The organism is Riemerella anatipestifer (assembly GCF_009932355.1).
In the GTDB taxonomy this organism is placed as follows: domain Bacteria; phylum Bacteroidota; class Bacteroidia; order Flavobacteriales; family Weeksellaceae; genus Riemerella; species Riemerella anatipestifer_E.
Map to the genome: position 1 here is coordinate 1 of NZ_LEKU01000019.1, position 17752 is coordinate 17752.

A 17752-nucleotide genomic window follows, 5' to 3' on the forward strand; every position below is an offset into this window, starting at 1 on the left:
TTATGACGGAACCACACCAAAAACGGAAATCCAAGGCAAGATAAATAATGGAACGAATAAATTGGTGGTAAAAATACCTTATACTAACGGTAGTGGGTCTTATAACGAGGTAACCTCTCAAGCGGTAGCTACCACTGCAGGACAAGGTAATGATACCAATACGCTTACACTTAATATCCCAGCAGGCAACTTTGGCGTGAATGGTTATCTAGATGCCACCATTACCGTGGGAGGAAATGACCAAGAATATCTCGTAAAAATGTTACCTCCAGGGGAAGAATATACTATTGCCACCATACCTTACACACTAAACGGACAGCAGTATAGTGTAGTGCTTAAAGGCATTGGGGGTATCCCAGACCGTTGTTTTGGTAAAACAACATTTGATTGTGTAGGCTACGGAGAGAAGGTATTAGAACACCAGTTTATCTACATTCCTATCCAAGGTCCAGACGGCAGAACTTGGCTTAGCAATAATTTAGGAGCAGAATACGCGAGGATAGGTTCACCGTATTTTAATCCGTTGCGTCAAGCGGGAGCATTGGATTACAATACAGGGCAAGAATTATCTAATCCTACGGCTGACCAAATAAAGAGAGACTGGAGAGCGTACGGTTCCTTATTCCAGTGGCAGCGTAACCCTGATGGGCATGAGTTGATTAATTGGGCTAGTACTAATAATGGTACACCTAAGTATACAGGGTATGGGTCCTATTCTAATTCTTGGACTAACGCAGGAACTAATAAATTTATTAGTTATAGTAATAATAATTGGGTTTCATATTCAAGTTCTTCTCCAACTAATTTGTGGCTTTCAGGAGGTGCTAACAACCCTTGTCCTACAGGTTATCATGTACCTACACACGATGAACAAATGGCTTTACATCAAGCTATAACTAGTATCAAGAACCCATATTCCAATTCCACTGCGATGTGGCAAGAGAAAGACTTAAAACTTCCAGCTGGTGGTTTCCGTAATGGGTCGTCAGGGGGATTCTCAAATGCTTCTAGTCAAGGTTGGTATTGGTCAGGTAGCTCATACGATAGTTACGGACAACGCGGCTGGGATATGAATTTTAACTATTATTCCGCAGGATTGAATAGTGGAAACTACAATGCAATGGGCTTTAGTGTGCGTTGCATTAAAGATTAACCGTACGGGAGAATTCCCCTCTTTTTAAGAGGGGCACCCGCAGGGCGAGGTGTTAATGAATGCATACAACCTTCACACCCCGTCAGGCACGCACCTGCCCCCTCTGCGAGAGGGGAATTTACACCGTAAGAATAAAAGTATAACCCATAAAACAAAAGTATTATGTCAATTAAATTTAAAGTAATTGAAAGAGGTCAGCCCGGTGTAAGCGGCGGCGGTAACAAAAAGTGGTATGCCAACGCCACCACAGACGGCGAGATAGGTATAGACGAGCTCGTAAAACAAATAGAAAAGTTTTCTGCCCTAAGTGAGGCAGATATTAAAGGCGTTATCATCGCTTTAGAGAATGTGATACAAAACGCTTTGTCGGACAGCAAAATCGTCCGTTTGGAGAAGTTGGGAACGCTGTATCCTACCCTAAGCAGCGGCGGAGCCGCCACGGAGAAAGATTTTACCCAAAGCCTCATCAAATCGGTAGGTGTTAATTACCGCCCCGGTAAACGCATCTTAGATAGTATGAAGGCGGCAGGCTTTGAAAAAGCGAAGTAAATCGTCCTATCTATGCACCTTAAAAACTACCGCAGATTTCTAAAGAAACCTGCGGTAGTTTTGTATAAAACCTGCTGTGGTTTTGGGTAAAACCTGCGGTAGTTTTTGGTGAAACCTGCGCAGGTTTTTTAGCCTATCTGGCTTATCTTCGGAAAGCCTTTATCCACAGGTGTTACAGAACCTAGTGATACTTTGGTGGAAACCTAGCTAGGCTTTCAGTAGTCTCAACTATCTTTTGAGAGAGCATCAGTAGTGAGGGCAAAGCAGAACTAATGCATTAGGTTTCATCAAGGAAAAGAAGATATAGAGTAAATACTTATGTTCTTTTGGCTTGAAACAAAAGGACCAAAAATTCAAGAACGAAGGTTAGGTTTCCCTTCAGCACGGGACTGCCCTTTAGCAACATTGGATGCGATAATTTCCAAATGTTGCTAAAGGGCTAGTTCCTAAATCAAAAACTAATAGATGGTTACCTAAAAAATATTTTGTAAGCGAATATTAATAGGCTTAACTCCGTTTTTTACAAAGACTATATGCTATCCGCGAATTTCTAGATAATCAAATAAATTTCTAAAATGAACCATCAATATTTCGGTAAATCTACCCAAAATATATCCTTTAGTTGCTTCATCGGGTTCACAATCCTTCCACCAAGTTATTTCTAGTTCAAGTCCGTCTTTGTGAGCTAAAGGATAAACTAACGCTTTACCACGCCATTGCTCTGGAGTATGTGTGTAAACAATTTCATTTCCAGAAATGTTCACAATTTCCCAAGTTTTTAACTCTTCTTCAATTTTAGAGTTAATAGCACCATAAAGTGTTTTAGCTTTTGTCGTGTGTACAATTATTTTCATAAATTAAATATTTATGAATCTATCACAATTTTTATGCTCAATAGTTAAGATGCATATATTTATGTCATTATTTCATAATTATTTAAGAGTTTTAAATTTATATATACCATATTGACACAAAACATTGTTTTTTTTAACTAGAATCTACAGTATTTTTGAAAGTTACAATTAACATATATGATCTCTAAGCCCGACGTCGTTAAGAACCTCTTTACTAAAGACGTTAAAAAATATCCACTGTTTGAGCATTGGTGTGGGCAGAAGCTCTGGAACTAGTTTTGGGGATTTTAGCCTTTAGTAATGAGGTTTAGCCAAAGGGATTGCAGTCTTGGATTTTTGCTTCTTTTGCTTCAAGGCAAAAGAAAGGAGATAAATGTATATGCTTGTACTTTTGGCTTGACCCAAACCTAACGCAGTTTTGTCTTCCCCCTTAATGTAGTCTTATAAATTTTGTACTTTTGCGAGGTGAATGAGACTTTAGAACTTCAGCTAAAAACTTTACCAAAAGAACCTGGCGTTTACCGCTACTATGACGAAGCGGGACAACTGCTCTATGTAGGGAAAGCCAAAAACCTTAAAAACAGGGTACTATCCTACTTCAATAAAAGTCAAGTGGGTTACAAGACCAGAATTATGGTTAAAAAAATCCACCGCTTGGAGATTACCATAGTTCCTAGCGAATACGACGCCCTCCTTTTAGAAAACAACCTCATCAAGGAACATCAGCCTTTCTACAATATTATGATGAAAGACGACAAAAGTTTCCCTTGGTTGTGTATCAAAAATGAACCTTTCCCTAGGCTATTTCTCACCAGAAAACGCATTAAAGATGGCTCCGAATATTATGGCCCTTACGCTAAAGTAAAACCCGCGAAGGTACTTTTAGAAACCATTAAAAACCTCTATAAAATCAGGACTTGTACGCTTAACCTTTCCGAAGATAGGATAGAAAAAGCCAATTATAAAGTCTGTCTAGAATACCATATTAAAAACTGCGAAGGTCCTTGCGAAGGTCTTGAAAGTGAGGAAGATTATGAAAAGAAAATCAATGCTGTAAGAGGAATTATAAAAGGAGATTTCCGTTTGGCAAAAGCCCACTTAGAAGAGGAGATGCTAAAACACTCCTCCAACCTAGAGTTTGAAAAAGCTCAAATGGTAAAGGAAAAGTTGGAGTTTTTGGAAGATTATCAGGTTAAACACACTGTGGTTAATCCTAGTATAGATGATGTAGATGTTTTTGGTATGGTGAGTGATGAAACGGCGGCTTACATCAATTATTTTAAAATCAGAAATGGAAATATTGTTCAAAGTTATACTTCCGAATTCAGAAAAAAACTAGAAGAAAGCGACGAGGAAATACTAGAAGAAGCTGTAGTTGCAATTAGAGATAAATTTCAGTCTGAATCTAAGGAAATATTACTACCATTCCATTTAGGCACCGAAATTCCTCAAGTGAAACTCATCGTTCCAAAAGTGGGCGACAAAAAGAGAATTGTAGAACTCTCCGAAAAAAACGCGAGAGAATATCGTCTAGAAAAACTAAAGCAAATCCAAATTGTAGACCCCGACCGCCATACCAACCGCATTATGGCAGAAATGAAAACGCTGCTTAGACTTCCGGAAGAGCCAAGACACATTGAGGGGTTTGACAATTCTAATATACAAGGGACTAATCCAGTATCTGCCTGTGTCGTCTTTAAAGACGGTAAACCAAGCAAGAAGGATTACCGTATTTTCCATATCAAAACCGTAGAAGGCCCTAACGACTTCGCTTCTATGGAAGAAGTGATTTACCGAAGATATAAAAGATATTTAGATGAAGGCGAGCCTCTACCTCAACTGATTTTGATAGATGGTGGTAAGGGGCAGCTAAGCTCTGCCGTTAAAAGTTTAAAAAAGTTAGATTTATATGGTAAAATCTCCATCATAGGTATTGCCAAAAGGTTGGAAGAGCTATTTTTCCCTAACGACCCTATTCCTTTATATTTAGACAAAACTTCGGAAACACTTAAGGTCTTACAAAGAGTGAGAGACGAAGCCCACCGTTTCGGAGTGAAGCACCACCGCACTAGAAGGACCAACAGCACCATAAAATCAGAATTAGAAGAAATTCCAGGTGTTGGTGCTAAATCCATAGAGCTATTGCTAAGTAAACTAAAATCAGTAAAGCGTATTAAAGAAGCCTCACAGGAAACCTTAGAGGAAATTTTGGGCAAGTCTAAAGGCAGTATAGTATGGCAGTATTTTAATGGATAATGGAACTGAAATTCATATCTTTGCCCTTCAAAAAGTCAAAGCTATTGAAAACATTTCTATATTTTCTATTTTTTGCATTTTACTCTTTTTTAAATGCTCAAGACATAATAGCATCTGAGAAGGAAGTGTTGGTTCAAATTTATCAGCAAACTGATGGCAAAAACTGGAATAGAACTTGGGATTTGTCTGCCGACCCGTCAGAATGGTTTGGCGTCAATACAAATAACGGAAGTGTTACAGAACTACGACTGAACGGAAATTTGCTTCACGGAAAGCTCCCTTCTCTTACAGGATTAAAAAACCTCAAAGTTTTAGACCTAAGTAGTAACCATTTATCTGGAGATGTGTCTTCTATAAATAATTTGAATCAATTAGAACTACTAGATTTATCAAATAATAATTTTGAAGGAGATATTTCAAATCAGTTTACAAATTTAACTCAACTCCATACACTAATTTTAGGTGGTAATAGACTGTCTTTGTCCACACCTGATACTTTTTTAAACTCACTTTTTAATTTAAAAGCATTAGATTTATCTAACTTTAATTTACAGGAAATACCATCTAGAGTTTCATCTTTAAATTTTATTCAGGAGCTTAATCTATCTAGTAATCCCATTAAGGGCGGGTTTTCTCATTTATCAAAACTAAAATCATTAAAAAAACTAGATTTATCTTCTACTCAAATGGAAGCTATTCCTGCAGAAGTCAACTCATTAACACAGTTAATCTCACTCAATTTAAGCAAAAACAATTTAAAAGAAAGTGGCATTAACGGTATTGAAAACCTTAATCTATTAGAATGGCTTTCATTAGACCAAAACTATTTAAATAACATTCCGCCTATTTTAGGAAAACTAGAAAATCTAATACATCTAAACTTATCGAGTAATCACATAAAAGAGGGTATTTCTTTTATTAGCTCTCTTTCCTCTTTACAATATCTAAATCTTTCACACAATCAAATTGAAGGTAATGTTCCTAGCGAACTATTACAACTAGAGAAACTTATGTTTTTATCTCTAAACGGAAATCAACTTACAGGAGAGTTGCCTAATCCATTACCTCCTATTACGGATATTAGTAATAATAGATTTACATCAGCTCATATAAAAAATTACTTAACACGCTCCTCTCAAATAGTAGATTTTACATACTCTCCACAAAGGTATGACGAACCAGCAGTTATAAAAACTAAAATTGGAGCTTCTGTTAACTTAACTCAATCACTAGAATCTAGCCAAGGGTATTCTTTCCAATGGCTAAAAAACCTTGACACTGAAACCAATGTTAGCTCTGAAAACCTAAGACTAAATAATATTACAGATAAAGATTTCACACTATTTACTTGTGAAGCGTATCTATCCGACAAAGATATTGATATCTCTTTGTTTAGAGAACCCATCAGTATTGAAGATGGAGAACTTGGCATTGAAGAAGTTTTTAAATCTAAAATTTCTATCCACCCTAATCCTACATCAGATTTCGTTAACATACACACCACCGAAACAGATATAGACTATACCGACATCTATGATTCTTCGGGGAAGAAGATTAAAACCTCTCGCCTTAAGTCTATAGACCTCTCTTATTTACCGTCAGGGGTTTACTTTATTAGTATCAAAACGAAAAATAAAGAAATTCATTTATTTAAAATTCTTAAGAAGTAGAAAATCCTATCTTTGTTTTATAAATCCAATAGCCTAAAAGCACTCCAAAGGTATTTAGCAAAATATCATCTATATCAAACACACCTAGCCGTGTAAAATATTGCATACTTTCAACGATAGTAATGGCAACGATAAAATCTAGCAAGAGTATCCTTAGGTTTTGATATTTAGGACAGCACCACCCCAAAAATCCAAACGGAATAAACATAATGATATTCCCAAAAATGTTAATAACTACATTTTGCCACAACACCGATTTCTGCACAAATTCTAATGTAGAAACCAATGGTGTTAGGCGTACTATATGATAATCGTAAGGCGTTCGCCCAAATCCCACAAACATAAAATATAGAAGCAATAAAGTGTATGGTAGTATTAAAATTTGATACAGCTTTTTTAACATAGGTTGCAAAAATATTCAATTTTAAAACACTAAATTTGTTTCTCCAAAAATAATAGAATGAAATATATTATTCTAGCCCTTATATCAGGACTTTTATTCAGTGTTTCTTGGCCCACTTACGGTGTGCCGTTTTTTATATTTTTCGCCTTTGTGCCTCTACTTGTGGTAGAACACGATATTTCTAAATTCAGTAATATCAAAAGAAAAGGCTGGGCGGTTTTTGGCAGTTCTTATATCGCCTTTTTAGTATGGAATAGCATTACCACAGGCTGGCTATACGAAGCCAGAAATCCCGATGGCTCTCACGCCGTTTTCGCTGTATTATTTCCAGTGTTAGTTAATTCACTTCTGATGAGTTTGGCTTTTCAATGTTATCACTGGTACAAAAATGCTAAAAGCACCTATTGGGGATTGGCTTTTTTTATTGTGGTATGGATGGCTTTTGAGAAATTCCACCTTGAGTGGGAGTTTTCTTGGCCTTGGCTTCATCTAGGCAATGCCTTTGCCGACTATCCTAAACTCATACAATGGTACGATACATTAGGAGCTACTGGTGGCAGTTTTTGGATTTTAATCATCAATGTTCTCGCATTTTATGCTTTAAGAATTTGGGAAGCAGGAAGAGTACGAAAAGATTTAATAAAAAACATTAGTATCGTTTCTGCTGTTATTGTTGTGCCTATGCTTATCTCTTTAGTTAAATATCACAACTTTAATGAAAAACCTATTGGGAAAGTTAGAGCTATGATGCTACAACCAGACCTCAACCCTTATACCGAAAAATACCAAAAAGACAGTATCCAAATAGTAGATGAACTGCTCCATCTCGCTAAAGAACATCAGACCTCTAATATAGATTTCTATCTCGCTCCAGAGACAGCGTTCCCAGGATATGGAGGATTGTCAGAAAAAGGATTGAAACAAAGCACCCTCATTAAAAAGGTAGAAGATTATCTTAGCCATCAGCCTAAATCGGTTTTTGTAGGTGGCGTTTCTACTTATAATGTATTCTATAACGAGAATGAAGCTCCCAAAACAGCAAGCTATTATCCGTCCCAAGGAATTTGGTTGGAGAACTATAACTCTGCTATACAGATTGCTCCTTCTTTGCCCTATCAGCTTTATCATAAAGCCAAGCTCGTCCCAGGTGTAGAGATATTCCCTTATATTTCTGTACTAAAACCCTTATTGGGAGAAGCTATGCTTAATTTTGGAGGCACAATTTCGTCATTAGGTATGGATAAAGAACGAGCAGTGTTTACCAATCCTTATAATAAAGGTAAAATAGCACCAATTATCTGTTACGAAAGCATTTACGGTGAATTTGTTGCCGATTATGTAAAGAAAGGAGCTAACTTTTTAGGGATTCTTACCAACGACTCTTGGTGGGGCGTTACTCAGGGACATCGCCAGTTACTCGCTTATGCAAAACTAAGAGCCATAGAAACCAGACGAGAGGTAGCTCGTTCTGCAAATAGTGGTATATCCGCCCATATAGACGCTAGAGGAGAGATTGTAGCCGATACTTTCTACGGAGACCAAACCGCCTTAGTTGCCGATATTAACCTATACGACGGTACTACTTTCTACACCAGAACAGGAGATTTATTATCTAGAATTTCCATTTTTGTTTTAGGATTTTTAGTATGTTACCTTGTGATAGAAAAATTGATGAGCAAAACACCTCAACGCCAAAAATAATTTTAAGTCCATTAAATCAAAAAATATTATGAGTTTTCAGTCGGTAAAACAATTCTTTGAAACCTATCTTGGCAGTCCCGCCCAATATTTTGAAGCCTTACCTGCTAGTGGTTCTGCTCGGGTAAATTATGTAGGCATAAGTCATACGGGAGAAAAATACATCATCACCTACAACGAAAACTTAAGAGAAAATGAAGCGTTTTTCTATTTTTCTTCTTTATTTTTTGATTTAAAACTGAATACACCACAGCTTCTCAAAATCTCCGAAGATAGAACGACTTATATCCAAACCCACTTAGGCGACCATACTTTATCAGAAGTCATCAGTAAAGAAGGATTAAGCGACAGAGTGAAATTTTTGGTAAAAGAAACCCTAGCGGCTCTGTACCATTTTCAGCAAAGCACTCTCAACCAAATAGACTATTCCAAAACTTTTGAATACGAAGCCTATGACGATTTGCCCATCACCCACGATTTATATTATTTCAAAAACTTTTTGGTAGATACTTTAGAACTTCATTACCATAAATCTACCCTTCTTAAAGAGTTTAAAGAAATTGTAAAGCGTATAGAACGCATAGAACCTCGTGGACTGATGATAAGGGATTTTCAATCTAGAAACATTATGGTAAACGCATCGGATAAGGTGTTTTTCATAGATTACCAGTCCGCGATGGAAGGACCTCTGATTTATGATGTTATTTCTATGCTTTACCAAGCAAAAGCCAACTTCCCTGAAGACTTTAGACAAGAAATGCTAAATTTTTATTTCAATCTATATACCGACAAAGAAACTCAAACCCAACTTAAAAACGGCGTAGAGCTAATAAAACTCATTAGATTTATGCAAGTTTTGGGAGCTTATGGCTTTAGAGGACTAATACAGAGAAAGGCTCATTTTATAGAAAGTCTTCATCAAGGCATAGACAATCTCTACCAATTCTCCGAACAATGGGACGAAATGCCAAACTTCCCAGAACTAAAACAAGTGATTAAACAACTGAAAACCGCAGATTTTCAACTTTAAATTTTGGGTAAAGTTCCGCAATTTAGTCTTCCTCTTTGTGTTCCAAATAGCGATAATGATTGTCTAGCAATCTTATTTCGTGATATTCAAAATCATCTGGGAGGACTTTTTTCCATTCGGAGAGAGTGCCTTGTGGTGCTTGTTTAAAGGTTTCTTCAAAAGTTTTTATTTTTTCAGCACTTATCAATCTAGACAAATCTAATAGCCCTTGCTCTGCAAATTTCGCCAAATGCCCATAAACTGTAGATATTACTAAACCTCTCTCCTTCGCAATTTCGCCAATGGTTTTACCGTCTTCAAATAGTTGATAGGTCAGTACATGGGTAGGCACTTTTTTAATCTCTGTGGTAATGCTCTTCTCATTAGTTTCGTCAAAAAGAGTCGTATCTATTAAGAATACCGATTTTAAATCATTAAGATAATCTTCTAAATCGTCTAGCAATAGTTTGATTTCAGCGTTGTAAGTTTTAAGCCCTTTGACGCCTTTGGTTTCAGCATAAAAATCTTTAAATGGAGTGAAAAAATGCTCCAAAGTTTGAGTAAAAAAATAATTAACCGCTCCTTTGGCTTTAGCTTCTATTTCGTCCCACTGCCCCTCTCCTTTTATGAACTTTTGCGTTTTTTGTTTTAGCACTCGTTCTAGCTTCTCAAATATCTTTACCCAATTGTCTATTTGAGGTTTTACTGATAGATAAATTTTCTTCGCTTTATTCTTATCTAAATCCCTAGTAACCAAAGCCTGATTATACCACTCCTCCAAAGCCTTAGTAAACCAATTACAATCAATCCGTCTAAGTACCTTGCCTACACTATAATCGTGCTTTTCTGATTTTATAATTTCGCTGATGCGGTCGTTAGCATTGGTTTCTTTTTGAAACTCGGCAACCCTTTGGTCATTAAAAATAACCGCTTTGGATATTTGAGATTTAAGAACAATGCCCTCCAAAGTACGACATCTAGACAACGCCACATACACCTGCCCCGATGCAAAGGACTGCCCCGCATCTACAATCAGCCTATCAAAAGTAAGCCCTTGGCTTTTGTGTATGGTAACCGCCCAAGCCAAACGAATAGGATATTGTTTAAAACTGCCCAACACTTCCTCCCTAATGTTTTTATCTTTATCTAAGAAGTAGCGTTTTTGTTCCCAAAGCTCGTGTTTTATGGTAAACTCTTCGTCTTCGCCGTCTATAATCACTCTGATTTCGTCTTGGTCTAATGCTGTAACCTCTGCCAATTTACCATTAAAATAACGCTTCTCTGGACTAGCATCATTCCTAATAAACATCACTTGAGCCCCTACTTTCAGTTCTAGAATTTCCTCATTGGGATATTGGTGTTCATTAAAATCGTCTCGTACTTCCGCTTTATAAAAATAAGACCGCCCACCCAAAGCCTCTAGCCGCTCTCTATTGATACTGTCCGCCATACGATTGTGGGAGGTTAAATAAACATAAGTCTCATCTTTAGGGTCAAAATCGCTAATGTATCTTGAGTTGAGCTTTTCATAATTATCCTCGCTAAGATTGCCCTCCCTTATCTCATTGAGAATATTAAGGAAAGTTTCGTCTTGCTGACGGTAAACTTTAGTAAGTTCCACCGTTACTAAATCTATCCCACGAAGGGCGTGGGCACTAAAGAAAAACGGCGAGGTATAATACCTTTGCAAGCTGTGTTCATCTCTTACCACTGGTGGCAACTGGTACAAATCTCCAATAAAAAGCATCTGAACTCCACCAAACGGCAACCCATTTCTACGAATATGCCTAAGGGAAAAGTCCATCATATCCAAAACATCAGCTCGTAGCATTGAAACCTCATCTATAATAATGATTTCAACCTCCCTAAGTAGCTTTAGTTTAGAGCTTCGGTATTTAAAATGTTTTACGAGGTCTGGTATATTGTTTCCTAAATAGCTGTCTATCCTTTCGGTAGTAGGAAAAAAAGGTCTTAAAGGAAGCCCAAACATCGAATGAATAGTAACCCCACCCGCATTGATAGCTGCTATCCCTGTAGGAGCAACCACAATATGGCTTTTTCTAGTATTTTTCACAAAATGATTAAGGAAGGTAGTTTTACCAGTCCCCGCTTTACCTGTAAGGAATATATTTCTGTTGGTATGCTCTATAAGTTGAAAGACCTCGCTATTCATTCCCCAAAAGTACAAATTTTTGGAGGATTAAATTTTCACTAACAACAATACTATAAAAGATGATTATACATTACAACTTATATTTTCTTAGTACACTTTCAAAAGTTGAAGATTTTATAAAATTTTGCTTTTGCTTGTTTACCTGAATTACTTCTAAAAACCCTAATTCCACAAGAGATTTCAAATCAGTTCTTGCAGTGTAACTTGACACATTAAATCTTGCTCCTATTTCTTTAGTATTCAAAATCCTATCTGGATCATCATATATGATTTTTAAAACTTGAGCCATTCTGTCGTTTACACCTGGTATTTTCATAAACTTAGCTGCTTGAAATATTTCTTTTTGTTTATGATTGATATAGTCTTTCAACGCAACAAATGCTTTCTCCATTGTTTTTATATGATAAGTAATGAAATAGGTCAAATCATTCTCATCTATCTCTGTGTACAGATATGCCTTTTCATATTGAGATTTTGTCCCTTTAATAATTCTTGAAATAGACAAGTATTCCGTTAACCAATATCCCTTTTTAAGCATATACCAATAAAATATAGCTCTGGCAGTACGACCATTTCCATCTGTAAAAGGGTGTATCCAACCTACCATAAAATGGATAATACAACCTTTAATTATAGGATGAATAAACTCTTCACTATCGTCATTAAAAAATACACATAAATCGTTGATAAGTTGACTTAATTCAGTATACGAAGGTGGAGTATGCACTATCTCACCATCAGCATAATTTACAACTTGAACTTCATCATTATCTCTAAATTTCCCTTCATCTTCAGACTCTTCTAGTGTATTATTAGTTATTAATTTGTGAATGTATAATAATTTATCTTCTGTCAAATATTCATGCTTATTCTGAACAATATATTTCATTGTAATAAAATTATTTAAAATCATTTGTTCAGATTTGTTTCTAGGTTTCTTATCCTGCCGAATCATCTCTTTGGCCTTTTTCCTAGTGGTATTAGCACCCTCCATTTGACTACTAGAAATGGCCTCTTCCATTATAGAGCTAATGATAAATTTCGTCTTATCCGTTTCTGCAATTCCTATATTGCTACCCAATGTTCCCCCAATATGCATATCAAATTGATGTAGGGATTTCTGTATATAATCTGTAATGACATAGTGAAATTTATACGAATGAAACTTGACCTCTTTACTTCTTAAAAGTCGAAATAATTTTACTGCACTCCAAAGCTCTAACGGTGCACAATCCTTAGCTTTATATTTTATCTTATCCCAATATAAATACTCATCTTGTATTTTTTGCAAGACTCCATCTAGCTGAAATTTAACCATTAAAGGAATTGTTTGATCTGTTTTTTCTGTTTGAGGGGCCTGTTCAATCATCTTTAATTCATTTTTAGAAAAACCAAAAATAAGTAAAAACCGCGAGATTTATTTAAAATCTCGCGGTTTTTACTGGTTTATTGTTTTAAAAACAATCTAAACTTCATAAACAACGCTTTACTATATGACGACCGCTAAGCAATGACAGGGGCAGTCCCGTGCCGAAGCTAAAAGTGATTAGTTCTTTTGCCTTGAAACAAACCTAACGCAGTGGTTCGGCGGAGCCAAAAGAACAGCACCTAAAAATTATGCCTAGAAAAATTATTTTTATGCTTATTAAAAAAAATCCGATGCCTATAAGTTTTTGATTTTATAAGCATCGGTTTTTTAAAGGGTGCTTAGGGGTTATCCTAAACCTTCTCGTAAGTGAGTGTCGCTAGGGTATCTTTTATTCCTTTGGCAGGAGTAAAAATCACTTTGGCTTGTTTAATAGCACTAGCCGTTACCTCTTTCTCCGTAGCTTTGCCCTCACTACTGAAACTCACACGCAGACTGCCCAACTCTCCCAAACGAACAATCTGCCCATTGGCTAAGGAAGACTGCATTACATCTACTAAAGCGTAGAGTACCGCTCTGATGTCCGCTCCGCTTACCGTAGAGATTTTCTCTATGTCTTTGGTAAGGTCGGTTAGGGTTTTCTCTCCGCTCATATTAGGAGAGGCGTACCATTTTTTGTCGCCACCACCGCTTACGCCAGGCTGACCTCTTTCAATTACTTTAAATTTTACAGGCATAATACTTTTGTTTTTATGGGTTATACTTTAGTTATTTACTTTTATAGTGTTTTATCTTTTTGCTGTCCTCTTAAGCTAAGCCCACTTAGTTATCCTTAATGCAACGGACGCCAAAGCTGTGGCCACGAACATAGTTCTCTCTCGCGTTGCTCTGTCCACTAAAGAACTCTAGGAGATACGAAGTCTCAGTAGTTGCATAACTGCTGCTCCACAAGGTGCCGTAGCTACTCTGAGCTTTGAGCGTGGCAAATGCATAGTCGCCCCCACCATTGGCAGGTAAGCGGAGAACTTGCTCGTTCCACATATCCTCAGAATTTATAGTGCCATAAGTACTTGTATCATAACCTAAAATCACATCATACAAAGCCATTTGTTCATCGTGAGTAGGCACATGATACCCCACAGGACAAGGATTATTGGATTGCCCTGACTGCCATAAGTTCATATTAGTATCCGCACTATTTAAGGCTTCATCAACCCAACCGCGACCTGAATTGCTATTACCTATAATAAAATTGTTATGACCGGGGTTCGTCCAAGAAGAAGATAAAGTGTCAATAGTACCATATTTAAGTGTACCACTTGTCGTATTAGTCCAATTGATGAGCTCGTGCCCGTCTGGGTTACGCTGCCATTGGAACAACGAACCATATGCACGCCAGTCTTTTTTAATCTGATTAGCAGTAGGGCTAGAAAGAGGCATTGCGGTGGTGGTATTTGTATAATCTAAAGCCCCTGCCTGACGAGCTGGGTCAAACCACGGTGAGCCTACTTTAGCATAATCTGCACCTAGATTATTGTTAAGCCAAACTCTACCATCGGGTCCCGTGATTGGAAGATAGACAAAATTATGCTCTTTCACATTCTCTCCATAGCCCACACACTCCAATGTGGTCTTATCAAAGCAACGGTCAGGAATGCCTGTAAGGGTTTGTACTTTGAGCGTAGTAGTACTGCTCCCATTCAGACTAATGGTATAAGCATTAGCACTGCTAATGGCATTATAATGTGTACCATCTTCTGGAGCTAAAGCAGGGTAATAAATAGCCCCACTTACATTCTTTAGTTTAGCTTGTATAACGCCTGTATCCCCCGTAAAATGACCTGCTGGGTAAGACAACTTAAAATCTTGCATATAGCCATTTGCATTTTTTAAAGATAAGGTTTGTTCGTAAGCGGTATAATCTCCATTATTGGGCTGTGCATTGCTGTAAGGTATTTCTACTGTTACTTCCTCATCATTGGCTATACCTCCTTCCAAAATCTTATTTCCCTGTACTAAATAGTTTTTACCGTTGTGTTTAAAGACCACTAGCTTAATATCTTGTACTGCCCCTAGAGTAGCGGTAGCGGTAGCGGACGGATTACTAATGGGACTACCTGCATTGGCATTAGTACAAGTCCACTCGTGTACTCCATTGATAAGCCCCTTGTACATTTCTATACAATTTTTGTCTTTATTGTAAATTAGAGTTCCCTTTTTAGCATTAGACGAAAAAGTAAGTCGTTCTTCCGTTGTAAATTCAGGGAACAGCACCCCTTGGGCATACCCATTGGGTAGAGTGTTCAACTCTTTTCTAGAAATTTCTAGAGTGGCTTGAGGCGTAGTGGTATTGATGCCCACTCTGCTTCTGTAATCTTCTTGAGCATTCAGCACCAAAGGCAGAAATACCGCACATAATAATGTCTTTTTCATAGAATGTTATAGTTTATAGTTGTTAATTATTAAGTCGTTAAATTGTTAAGGTTGGATATTGGATTTAAGGAACTAAAGTTGTTCAAAGTTCTATGTTTAAAGTTTAAAGAATATGTACACCTATTCAACCTTAAACTTTGAACTTTAAACCTTGAACACTTGCCCCTTGAACTCATAAGAAAACGCCTTCCCCCTCTAAACACACACAAAATGAGAGGAAAGGCTAAAACAGAAAGAGCAAAATACTCTCTCTGAACACTAAAAGCACCTAACAAGAACGACCATGTTATTAGACAAAACAATGGTGCTTTTAGCATATATTTATGAAAGCTAAAATTAGAATAGGATAAACGCCAAAAGCCCCCAACAAAAGTTGGTGGAACTCTATTTATGATTAACGATAAAAGTCTAAAGAATTTTCTAGATAATACGACACATACGCAGGTAATTATCTGTGTGTGTGTGTGTGTGTGTGTGTGTTTACACAATTATTTGGCACTACCAAATTTTTGTGTAAGTTTTTTTCACTTTTTTGTATGTTACTGGTATTGCGTTGCATAAAACTGGGGCAAATGTATAAGCTATTTTTTAGATATGCAAGTTTTCACCCATTTTAGTTCTTTCTAACCCCCACTATATGTAAGTTTATTTTTGCTCATCATCTTTATACCAACTAGAGTATTTTACATAGCTGTTGGCAATTCTATTTACTTCGCCTTCTAGGAGTTCAGCGGACATATCTTTAATTTTTCTAGCTGGAATTCCGCCCCATACTTCGCCAGACTTAATATGTGTGCCTTGTGTAACCACAGAGCCTGCCCCTACAATAGAGTTAGACTCCACCACGCAGTTATCCATCACAATAGCCCCCATACCTATAAGTACATTATCGTGCAAGGTACAGCCGTGCACAATGGCATTATGCCCAATAGAGACATTATTACCTATAACGAGTGGATATTTCTCGTAAGTGCAATGCAGCATAGCATTGTCCTGAACATTAACTCTGTTCCCCATTTTGATATAGTGTACATCTCCACGAATAACGGCATTATACCAAACGCTACATTCTGCCCCCATAGTTACATCGCCTATAATAGTAGCGGTTTCTGCTAGAAAAGTATCTTCTCCTATCTGTGGAGTTTTCCCTAAAAGAGGTCTTATAAGTGCCATATTTTCGGTTTTATTTTAATCTATTAAAACTGGTTTCTTCCTATAAATTGCAATCATTGAAAAAAACTAAACCTAGTATTCTATCGTCTAATTTGGTTTCCGTATTTTTGCGGTTCCAAATTTAATTTAAAAATGCGACAAATCATCATAGAAGCCACAGAAAATCCTAGAGTAATGAAGTTCGTTGCGGATTACAACTTAATCCCAGGCTCGTTAGAACTAGATAGAAACTCAGATATTTCGGAAATACCACTCGCCCAAGAACTTTTTAATTATCCTTTTGTAGATAAGGTTTTTATTACGGCTAATTTTATTGCTGTTGCTAAGCAAGATACCGTAGAATGGGAGCATGTAGTACAAAGTCTTAAAAATGTTATTGAAGACGAACTTCTTGCTAACCCTAGAATTTATCGCCAACAGAGGAAAGAAGTGTATCAAATTTACGCCGAAATGACACCCAACCCTTCGGTAATGAAATTTGTAGCCTCAAGACTATTATTAGATGGTTTTGTGGAGGTTAAATCTCGTGAGGAAGCCACAGAAGTGCCTCTAGCTCAAGCTATTTTCAAAGAGTTTAGTTTTGCTCAAGAGGTCTTTATTTCGGATAACTTTGTTGCGGTTACCAAAGATGATTCTGTACAGTGGCACGAAGTGATGGTAGTTACTAGAGCTTTTATCGCTGAATATCTCCAAAATGGTGGTGAGGTTTCCCAGAAAGAACCCCAAAAACACGAAAATCCAGTAGAGAAAATCATTAACAGAGAATATACTGATACAGAGCAGAAAATAAGTGATGTACTAAACGAATATGTAGCACCTGCAGTAGAAAACGATGGTGGAAAAATCTCTCTGATGGAGTATGATGAAAGCACCAAAACTGCCAAAATGTTACTACAAGGTGCTTGTAGCGGCTGCCCAAGTTCTACAGCTACCCTGAAAGGCGGTATAGAGAATGTACTAAAACAATTTCTGCCCGATTTGGTAGAAAAAGTGGAGGCTGTAAACGGCTAAAATT

General features: G+C 37.0%; 13 protein-coding genes and 1 pseudogene. 7 read left to right on the top strand and 7 right to left on the bottom strand.

The window, feature by feature from the left end; all coding sequences use genetic code 11:
* Both GXW81_RS07345 and GXW81_RS07350 read left to right on the top strand, forming a co-directional pair.
* Positions 1 to 1153 (top strand): annotated as a pseudogene (locus GXW81_RS07345) (fibrobacter succinogenes major paralogous domain-containing protein); the annotation flags it as partial.
* 162 nt (positions 1154 to 1315) lie between these two features.
* Positions 1316 to 1702: an HU family DNA-binding protein gene (locus GXW81_RS07350; RefSeq protein ID WP_161531798.1), complete on the top strand. Its 387-nt coding sequence runs from the start codon at positions 1316 to 1318 to the stop codon at positions 1700 to 1702.
* Between the two features lie 536 nt (positions 1703 to 2238).
* Here GXW81_RS07350 and GXW81_RS07355 read toward each other — a convergent pair.
* Positions 2239 to 2556 carry a hypothetical protein gene (locus GXW81_RS07355; RefSeq protein ID WP_161531799.1) on the bottom strand — a complete coding sequence of 106 codons (318 nt, stop codon included), beginning with the start codon at positions 2554 to 2556 and terminating at the stop codon, positions 2239 to 2241.
* 465 nt (positions 2557 to 3021) lie between these two features.
* Here GXW81_RS07355 and uvrC point away from each other — a divergent pair, with 465 nt between their 5' ends.
* Together uvrC and GXW81_RS07365 are read left to right on the top strand one after the other, a co-directional pair.
* Positions 3022 to 4812 carry an excinuclease ABC subunit UvrC gene (uvrC, locus tag GXW81_RS07360; protein WP_185153017.1) on the top strand — a complete coding sequence of 597 codons (1791 nt, stop codon included), beginning with the start codon at positions 3022 to 3024 and terminating at the stop codon, positions 4810 to 4812.
* A gap of 44 nt (positions 4813 to 4856) precedes the next feature.
* A complete protein-coding gene (locus tag GXW81_RS07365; RefSeq protein WP_161531801.1) occupies positions 4857 to 6482 on the top strand; it encodes a leucine-rich repeat domain-containing protein in 1626 nt (541 codons plus the stop codon).
* On the opposite strand, the gene GXW81_RS07370 is transcribed toward GXW81_RS07365, so the two are convergent.
* Positions 6472 to 6885 (bottom strand): VanZ family protein, encoded by a 414-nt coding sequence (locus GXW81_RS07370; protein WP_161531802.1) that lies wholly within the window; start codon positions 6883 to 6885, stop codon positions 6472 to 6474. The genes GXW81_RS07365 and GXW81_RS07370 overlap by 11 nt on opposite strands.
* A 57-nt stretch (positions 6886 to 6942) precedes the next feature.
* Between GXW81_RS07370 and lnt the strand changes: the two genes are divergently transcribed.
* Entirely contained in the window at positions 6943 to 8586 is a 1644-nt protein-coding gene (lnt, locus tag GXW81_RS07375; RefSeq protein WP_161531803.1) for an apolipoprotein N-acyltransferase, read from the top strand.
* A 28-nt stretch (positions 8587 to 8614) separates the two neighbouring features.
* Entirely contained in the window at positions 8615 to 9613 is a 999-nt protein-coding gene (locus GXW81_RS07380) for an aminoglycoside phosphotransferase family protein (protein WP_161531804.1), read from the top strand.
* Positions 9614 to 9635: 22 nt separating this feature from the next.
* Here the strand turns inward: GXW81_RS07380 and GXW81_RS07385 are convergent, their stop codons facing one another.
* The 5 genes from GXW81_RS07385 to GXW81_RS07405 form a co-directional block, all read right to left on the bottom strand.
* A complete protein-coding gene (locus tag GXW81_RS07385; protein ID WP_161531805.1) occupies positions 9636 to 11765 on the bottom strand; it encodes a helix-turn-helix domain-containing protein in 2130 nt (709 codons plus the stop codon).
* Positions 11766 to 11835: 70 nt separating this feature from the next.
* On the bottom strand, positions 11836 to 13134 hold the full coding sequence (locus GXW81_RS07390; protein ID WP_161531806.1) for a Fic family protein: 1299 nt from the start codon (positions 13132 to 13134) through the stop codon (positions 11836 to 11838).
* Between the two features lie 350 nt (positions 13135 to 13484).
* Positions 13485 to 13868: an HU family DNA-binding protein gene (locus GXW81_RS07395; RefSeq protein ID WP_161531807.1), complete on the bottom strand. Its 384-nt coding sequence runs from the start codon at positions 13866 to 13868 to the stop codon at positions 13485 to 13487.
* 85 nt (positions 13869 to 13953) lie between these two features.
* Entirely contained in the window at positions 13954 to 15564 is a 1611-nt protein-coding gene (locus GXW81_RS07400) for an FISUMP domain-containing protein (RefSeq protein ID WP_161531808.1), read from the bottom strand.
* 645 nt (positions 15565 to 16209) lie between these two features.
* The gene (locus tag GXW81_RS07405; protein ID WP_161531809.1) at positions 16210 to 16737 is read right to left on the bottom strand and encodes a gamma carbonic anhydrase family protein; all 528 of its coding nucleotides are present in this window, start codon (positions 16735 to 16737) and stop codon (positions 16210 to 16212) included.
* Between the two features lie 132 nt (positions 16738 to 16869).
* Here GXW81_RS07405 and GXW81_RS07410 point away from each other — a divergent pair, with 132 nt between their 5' ends.
* A complete protein-coding gene (locus GXW81_RS07410) occupies positions 16870 to 17748 on the top strand; it encodes a NifU family protein (protein ID WP_161531810.1) in 879 nt (292 codons plus the stop codon).
* Positions 17749 to 17752 lie beyond the last annotated feature (4 nt).